Annotated in this window: 9 protein-coding genes; 4 read left to right on the top strand and 5 right to left on the bottom strand. The window is 63.9% G+C overall.

The window, feature by feature from the left end:
- Nucleotides 1-495: MBL fold metallo-hydrolase (locus Y707_RS25335; RefSeq protein ID WP_035781358.1), on the bottom strand; the 495-nt coding region annotated here is incomplete at its 3' end.
- Between the two features lie 127 nt (nucleotides 496-622).
- On the opposite strand from Y707_RS25335, the gene Y707_RS0111395 reads away from it, so the two are divergent.
- Nucleotides 623-880 (top strand): metal-sensitive transcriptional regulator, encoded by a 258-nt coding sequence (locus Y707_RS0111395; protein ID WP_026535183.1) that lies wholly within the window; start codon nucleotides 623-625, stop codon nucleotides 878-880.
- A 60-nt stretch (nucleotides 881-940) separates the two neighbouring features.
- Nucleotides 941-1357 (top strand): DUF302 domain-containing protein, encoded by a 417-nt coding sequence (locus Y707_RS0111390; RefSeq protein WP_026535182.1) that lies wholly within the window; start codon nucleotides 941-943, stop codon nucleotides 1355-1357.
- Nucleotides 1358-1363: 6 nt separating this feature from the next.
- Here Y707_RS0111390 and Y707_RS32805 read toward each other — a convergent pair whose 3' ends face one another.
- From Y707_RS32805 to Y707_RS25330, 4 genes are read right to left on the bottom strand one after another with little or no spacing between them, the layout of a single operon-like run.
- Nucleotides 1364-1504, bottom strand: a complete 141-nt coding sequence (locus Y707_RS32805) for a hypothetical protein (RefSeq protein ID WP_155852911.1) — start codon at nucleotides 1502-1504, stop codon at nucleotides 1364-1366.
- Between the two features lie 13 nt (nucleotides 1505-1517).
- Nucleotides 1518-3032, bottom strand: coding sequence for a tripartite tricarboxylate transporter permease (locus Y707_RS0111385; protein WP_026535181.1), 1515 nt, complete (start codon nucleotides 3030-3032; stop codon nucleotides 1518-1520).
- 6 nt (nucleotides 3033-3038) lie between these two features.
- Nucleotides 3039-3551 (bottom strand): tripartite tricarboxylate transporter TctB family protein, encoded by a 513-nt coding sequence (locus tag Y707_RS0111380; RefSeq protein WP_026535180.1) that lies wholly within the window; start codon nucleotides 3549-3551, stop codon nucleotides 3039-3041.
- Nucleotides 3548-4585, bottom strand: coding sequence for a Bug family tripartite tricarboxylate transporter substrate binding protein (locus Y707_RS25330; RefSeq protein WP_081744806.1), 1038 nt, complete (start codon nucleotides 4583-4585; stop codon nucleotides 3548-3550). The genes Y707_RS0111380 and Y707_RS25330 overlap by 4 nt, the downstream gene beginning before the upstream one ends.
- 187 nt (nucleotides 4586-4772) lie before the next feature.
- On the opposite strand from Y707_RS25330, the gene Y707_RS25325 reads away from it, so the two are divergent.
- A complete protein-coding gene (locus Y707_RS25325) occupies nucleotides 4773-6611 on the top strand; it encodes a sensor histidine kinase (protein ID WP_333782844.1) in 1839 nt (612 codons plus the stop codon).
- Nucleotides 6608-7053: response regulator (locus Y707_RS29795; RefSeq protein ID WP_035781357.1), on the top strand; the 446-nt coding region annotated here is incomplete at its 3' end. The genes Y707_RS25325 and Y707_RS29795, both read left to right, overlap by 4 nt.

Below are 7053 nucleotides of genomic sequence, written 5' to 3'. Positions count from 1 at the left end.
GTAGAGTGCCCGGGCCAGTTCGTCCGGGTCGGCGCCGACGGCGGCAGCCAAATCGGGGCGCCCGACGTCGCCAATGAACAGCGCGTCGCCGGTCAACACGGCCTCAGGTGTGGTGTCGCCGGCGTGTTCGCGGACCAGGATGCTGATGGACTCCCAGGTGTGTCCGGGGGTCTCCAGGATCTCCAGCTCCACCTCCCCGAGTGAGACCTTTTCGCCGTGGCTGTAGGTGCGGATCTGGTATTCGGTTTCGGCCAGGCGGCCGTATCCGATCCACGCTCCGGTGGCGGCGGCGAGCTCGAGGTGGCCGGCGACGAAGTCGGCGTGGAAGTGGGTGTTGATCACCCCGGTGATGGTCAGGTTATTCGCGGCCGCGTCGGTGAGGTATTCGGCGATGTCGCGGCGCGGGTCGACGACGATTGCCTGGCCGGTCGTTTCATCACCAATCAGGTAGGAGCCGTGGGACAGGCATCCGAGGTAGTACTGCTTTAAGATCATTTTTCTTCCTCCAAATAGTTGTCCTCGATGGGAACGAAACCAGTATTACAGATACCCCCGGGGGTATGCAAGACACCCCTGGGGGTATACACTCGGAGGTGGGAAAAGCAAGACTATGGAGGAACCAATGCAACTCGACACCACAGACCTGGGCCCGGTCGTGAATCGGCTTAAGCGCGCGCAGGGCCAGCTTGGCGCTGTCACCCGCATGCTCGAAGAAGGCAGTGACTGCAAGGATGTGGTGACGCAGCTCGCCGCGGTGTCGCGGGCGCTGGACAAGGCCGGGTTCGCCATTATCGCCAGCGGCCTGGAGCAGTGCATGAGCCAGGAGGACCCCAGTATCGATAAGAAGGACCTGGAAAAACTCTTCCTCTCCCTCGCCTGAACGGCATCACCGACCGCGGGAAGAATCGCCCAAGCAGGAACAACCAGCAAGGAGCAGCAGATGAGCTACACCCACACAGTTACCGTCAACCTTTCATACGCTGACGCGGTGGAACGGACCAAGGAGGCCCTGTCTGAACAGGGGTTTGGCATCCTCTCCGAAATCGACGTCCGCTCCACCTTCGAGAACAAGCTCGGCACCGAGGCCGGAGACGAGCTGGGAGACTACATCATCCTGGGCGCCTGCAACCCCAGCCTGGCCCAGCGCGGCCTCACCGCCGAGCCGGATCTCGGGGCGCTGCTGCCGTGCAATGTCGTCGTACGCCGCGGCCCATCGGATGGCACCACGGTGGTCCAGACCATCGATCCACAGACCATGGTCCAGCTCAGCGGGACCGACGCTGTCCAGGACGTGGCCAACGACGCCGACACCCGGCTGCGCGCCGCCCTGGCTCAACTACCCGCAACCGGGGCCTGAAAATCCTCAAGGCCCACCACCGCTGAAGCCTCCCACATCACGGGAGCGGTAAACATCCCGGTCCATGACCTGCTGTCCCGGATGGACGACGTTGTTGCCGACGTTAACCGACGCTGCACCATATAGTCCGGCCGGTACGGTTGTCATCCGGGATGAACTCTTACTCGGCGCCGACCTTGTCGGCGTCGTGGCGCTTGGGAAGGATCTTCGGCAGCAGCGACGGCAGCACCAGGATGGCGACCGCCACCAGCAGCAGCCCAACGGTCAGCGGGCGGGTGAAGAAGACCGAGAAGTCGCCCTGGCTGATCGAGAGTGCGCGCCGCAGCTGGGTTTCCATCATCGGGCCGAGGATCGCGCCCAAAATTGCCGGGGCCACCGGGAAGTCGTAAACCCGCATGAAGAAGCCCCCGACCCCGATCGCGCAGACAATCAGCACCTCGACCAGGCTGCCGGAAATCGAGTACACGCCGAGGATGCCGAACACCAGGATGCCGGTGTACAGCAGTTCCTTCGGGATGTCCAGGATCTTGATCCACAGTTTCACCAACGGCAGGTTGATGACCAGCAACATGACGTTGCCGATGAACAGCGATGCGATCAGCGTCCAAACCAGGTCGGGTGAGGTCTCGAACAGTTGCGGACCGGGCTGGATGTTGTAGATCTGGAAGGCGGACAGGATGATGGCCGCCGTGGCCGACGTCGGAATACCGAGGGTCAGCAGCGGCACCAGCACACCCGAGAAGGATGCGTTGTTGGCCGCTTCGGGGCCGGCGATACCTTCGATGGCGCCCTTGCCGAACTCGTCCTTGTGCTTCGAGAGCCGTTTCTCCAGGTTGTAGGAGAGGAAGGTCGGAACTTCGGATCCGCCGGTGGGCATGGAGCCGAAGATGAAGCCGAGGAAACCGCCGCGGATCCAGGGTTTCCAGACGCGCTTGCGTTCGGCCTTGTTCAACCAGATCCTGCCGGAGAATTCGACCTTCTCCTCCTTGGCGAACTGCAGCCGTGCCAGACCGTAAAGCGCCTCGCCGATGGCGAAGAGCCCGATCACGACAATGACGATGTCGACGCCGCCGAGCAGTTCCGGTGCACCGAAGGTGAAGCGTTGCTGTCCGGTGAGGAAGTCGAGCCCGATCAGGCCGATGAACAGGCCGGCGAAGAGGCTGATCATGCCGCGGATGATGGAGGTTCCCACCAACGCGGTGACGGAGACGAAGGCGAGCACCATCAGGGCGAAGTAGTCGGTGGCCTGGAAGGATTTGGCCAGATTCGCCACAAGGGGCGCGAGGAACGTCAATCCAAGTGTCGAGATGATGCCGGCGAAGAAGGAGCCCATCACCGCCGTCGCCAATGCTGGACCGGCACGGCCGGCCTTCGCCATCGGATGCCCGTCTATCGCCGTCGCAACAGACCCAGCCTCACCGGGGGTGTTGAGCAGGATGGAGGTGATCGCGCCGCCGTACAGGGAGCCGTAGTAGATACCGGCGAAGATGATCAGTGCGCCGGTCGGGTCAAAACCATAGGTCAGCGGCAGCAGCAGCGCCAGCGCCAGCGCCGGCCCAATGCCGGGCAGGACGCCGACAAACGTCCCAATAGTGACGCCGACGGCGGCGAAGAGCAGATACTGCAGCTCAAATGCGTTGGCGAAGCCGTTCGCCAGATCGGAAAAAACATCCATACGTTGTTACAGCACCATTTCCATTAGTCCGGCTGGCAACCGCACGCCGAGCACCTCGGTGAAGAAGAAGTAGACAGCGACGGAGAAGAGTACAGCGACAATGATGTCGCGGATCCATTTACGGCTCCCGCCCACCCAGGCGATGGCCAGAAAGAAGATTGCGGTGGCCGGAATGTAGCCGATCGGTTCGAGCACGTAGGCGTAGATCACCAGTCCAACGATCACCGTCCACAGTGTCCGCCAGTGCGTGTCGGCATGCTCCTCGGCGGCCTGTTCCCGGAGATCGTAATCCGGCTTCAGCGTGGTGCGGACCAGGAAAGCAATCCCGAACCCCATCAGGCCAATGCCGACGATGACCGGGAAGAAGCCGGGCTGCTGTGGCCCGAAACCGCCCTCGGAAGCAATGCGGAACGCGTCGAACAGGACCACCGCCGCGCCAAGAATTATGACGGCGGCGGCGATCCTGGTTCCGAGCTTGCCCCGTGAGAGCTGCGCGGAGTCGATGTTGCTATCGATCACTCGACAATCCCCAGGTCCTTCAGGGTCTTGGTGATGTCCTTATCTTCCTGGTCAATGTACTCGGAGAATTTCTCACCGGTCATCAGGTAGTCCTCCCAGTTGTTCGCCTCAAGGACCTGTTGCCACTCTTCGGTGTCATGCATTTCCTCGATCATGGAGACTGCGGCGGCACGCTGCTCGTCGGTGATCTCCGGAGGTGCGACGACGCCGCGCCAGTTGGCGATGGAAACGTCATAGCCGGCCTCGATAATGGTCGGGGCGTCCACGCCTTCGATCGGCTCCTCGCTCGAGACGGCCAGCAGGCGCATCTCGCCCGCGGCGATCTGGTCAGCGAACTCCGCCAGGCCGGATGCAGCCGCGTCGACATCGCCCGATAGGACGGCCGGCGTCAGCTCGCCGCCACCGGAGTAGGGGATGTAGTTGATCTTGGACGGTTCGATTCCGACAGCCTCTGCCAGCTTGGCGACCAGGATCTGGTCCACGCCACCGACGGAGCCGCCGCCCCAGGCAATGCTGCCCGGGTCTGCCTTAAAGTCTTCCATCAGCTGCTTGAGGTTCTTGTACTTCGAATCGGCCGGAACCGCGATGGCGTCATACTCGGCCGTCAGCCGGGCGATCGGCGTCGTGTCGTCAAGGTCGACCTGCGAGTCGGTCTGCTCGATAGCGCCGACCAGGATTTTGCCGATCACCATCAGCTGGTGCGGGTCACCGGCATTCTCGCCGACGAACTGGGTCAGGCCAATGGTGCCGGAGCCGCCGGGCACATTGTAGACGTCCGAGCCGGTCTCGATCACGCCACCTTCGTCCAGTGACCGTGCGATGGAGCGGGCGGTCATGTCATAGCCGCCGCCGGGGTCGGCCGGAGCCATGACCTGGATAGCTTCGGTGGGATATTCGGCAGCCGCTTCGCCGCCGCCTTCACCGCCTCCGCCGCCGCTTCCGCCACAGCCGGTCAGCACCAGCAGCCCTGCTGCGAGCGGTGCAGCCCACTGTGCCAACCGGCGCTTTCTGGAAACGTTCCTGGAAATTCTCATTGCTGACCATCCTCTTCGATGAAGGTGCGGAGTGTTGTTCTGGGAGGCCATTGCTGTGACCTGCGCTACCGACGATATAGTGGCCCGGATCACTGCTCGTGCTTATTTCAATTTTCGTCGCATAATGCTTATTGTTTGAGTTCTGCTCATTTTGATCACTGCGACTTTGCCGAGGGGAGGAGGCGCCATGAATGCAGGTAACACCGACGGGTCAACCCGGACCGGATCCGCCGCCGCGCCTCCGCCGGAGCGGTTCGTCCAGCCACCCCGGAACCTCTGGCGGATGCGCCTTCCGGGGCTGAATTTCGCCAGCCAGATCCTGTTGCTGCAGCTCGCCGTCGTCGTCCTTGTCGTGCTGGTGACCGCCTCTGTGCACGGGTGGCTGACGTACCAGCGCCTCGGCATGGAAGCCGAACTTCGGGCGCTGTCGGTCGCCCGTACCGTCGCCACTTACGACAAGGTACGCTCCGGGGCTGACCGGATGACGGCCGCCGACGCCGCGGAACTGCCGCAAAGCCAGCTGAAAAATGGGCCGCTGGTTCCGCTGGCGCAGGATATCCAGGCACGAACCGGCGCCCTTTTCGTGGTAGTTACGGACGACGAGGGCATCCGTCTTACGCACCCCAATCCGGAGCGGTTGGGCCACCGCGTCAGTACTGATCCGACGGCGGCGCTCAGCGGCCGCGAAGTGACCAACGTTGAGCGGGGCACGCTCGGCCTGTCCGCCCGCGCGAAGGTGCCGATCTACGCGCCGGATTCCGAATCGGTGGTGGTGGGGGAGGTCAGCGTCGGTTTCGCCATTGCAGACATTTTGAACAACCTGCGTAAAGACATAGTCCCGATCGCACTGACCGCGGTCTCCGCTTTGGCGCTCGGCGTCATCGGTTCCTGGCTGCTGGGCAGGCGACTGCGCCGGCTCACGCTCGGGCTCGAACCGGAGGAAATCACCGCCTTGGCGCAGGACCAGGAAGCCGTGCTGCGTGGGGTGGACGAAGGCGTGATCGGCATTTCCGCCGACCGGCGCATCACCGTGGTTAACGCGGAAGCACGCCGGCTGCTGGGATTAAGGCCCGGGGACGACGTCGTTGGGTGCCTTCTCGACGAAGCCGGACTGCCGCCGTCGTTGTCAAAGCTGGTGGAGCAGGCGGTGCCTGAGTCGCCGTCGATTGAAGAGGTGATCAGCTCCCGGGTGCTTATCCTGAATGCGCGGGCGGTGCAGCGCAGAGGTCACGGCCCGGACCTCGGCACCGTCATCATGCTGCGCGACCGCACCCAATTGCAGTCCCTGACGCGGCAGTTGCAGGCGGTCAGCGCGATGACGACGGCGTTGCGCGCCCAGCGGCACGAGTTCGCCAACCGGCTGCACACAGTTTCCGGGCTGCTGGGCATCGGCGACTACCGCGAGGCGGAGGAATACGTGGGCGGATTGCTCGCCACCGGGCCGTTGAAGTATCCGGTGGAGCAGGCGGAACTGCTTGACGATCCGTATCTGCGCGCGTTCATCGGGGCGAAGAGCGTGGAGGCCGCCGAACGCGGAGTGCACCTGCGGATCGGGCCGGAGACGCTCGTGCGCGGGCGGATCTCGGATGCGCACGACGTCACGACGGTGATCGGAAACCTCATCGACAATGCCGTGCATGCGGCGGTGCACGGCGCCAATACCGACCGTTGGGTGGAGGCCGAACTGTTGGATGAGTTGACCGGCGACGACGGTATTCTGCACGTGGTGGTGGCGGACTCCGGCGACGGAACGCCTGACGGTGCACGGATCTTCACGGAAGGTTTCTCGACGGCGTCGGCAACACCGCTGGATGCGCACGGGCAGGGGCTGGGCCTGCCATTATGCCGGCAGATCGCCCGGGACCGAGGCGGAGACGTCTGGCTGGCCGAAAACGGGAGCCCGGGCGGGCCCGGCGCGGTATTCTGCGCGCGGCTGCCCGGTACGGTGGAACCGCGGGTGGCGGCGCCGGATGAAGCACCGGAAGCAAAAGTGGCCGAGGACCGAATCACAGGGAGGACGGAATGAGCGAGGACCTGCACGTACTGATCGTCGACGACGACTTCCACGTCGCGAAGCTCCATTCGGCCTATGTGGATTCGGTTCCCGGATTCAAGGCTCTGAGCCCGGCGGGGACCGCGGAACTGGCCCTGCGCGCCGTCGAAAGCCAGCATCCCGACCTGGTGCTGCTGGACGTTTACCTTCCGGACGCCTTCGGCCTGGACCTGCTGCGCACCTTGGATACCGACGTCCTCATCCTCAGCGCTGCGGCGGAGGCTGCCTCGGTGCGGCAGGCACTGCGGCGTGGCGCCATCGGCTACCTGATAAAACCCTTCGCCGCCGAGCAGTTGACGCAGCGCCTGCGGGCCTACGCCCGGTACCGGCGCATACTGGCCGGGGACCAGACCGTCGATCAGGACACGATCGAGCGCGCCATCCGGTCACTTAGTCCCTCCGTGTCGGCCGGCCC

It is taken from the genome of Arthrobacter sp. H14 (assembly GCF_000520495.1).
GTDB lineage: Bacteria > Actinomycetota > Actinomycetes > Actinomycetales > Micrococcaceae > Arthrobacter_C.
The sequence above is the reverse complement of the archived record's forward strand: the minus strand, read 5'-3'. Positions and strand labels throughout refer to the sequence as shown.

Excerpts from the sequence above, each read along its gene's own strand:
- Y707_RS0111390 (WP_026535182.1), top strand. The coding sequence starts at position 941 with ATGAGCTACACCCACACAGTTACCGTCAACCTTTCATACGCTGACGCG.
- Y707_RS25330 (WP_081744806.1), bottom strand. The coding sequence starts at position 4,585 with ATGAGAATTTCCAGGAACGTTTCCAGAAAGCGCCGGTTGGCACAGTGG.
- Y707_RS0111385 (WP_026535181.1), bottom strand. The coding sequence starts at position 3,032 with ATGGATGTTTTTTCCGATCTGGCGAACGGCTTCGCCAACGCATTTGAG.
- Y707_RS32805 (WP_155852911.1), bottom strand. The coding sequence starts at position 1,504 with ATGACAACCGTACCGGCCGGACTATATGGTGCAGCGTCGGTTAACGTC.
- Y707_RS25325 (WP_333782844.1), top strand. The coding sequence starts at position 4,773 with ATGAATGCAGGTAACACCGACGGGTCAACCCGGACCGGATCCGCCGCC.
- Y707_RS0111395 (WP_026535183.1), top strand. The coding sequence starts at position 623 with ATGCAACTCGACACCACAGACCTGGGCCCGGTCGTGAATCGGCTTAAG.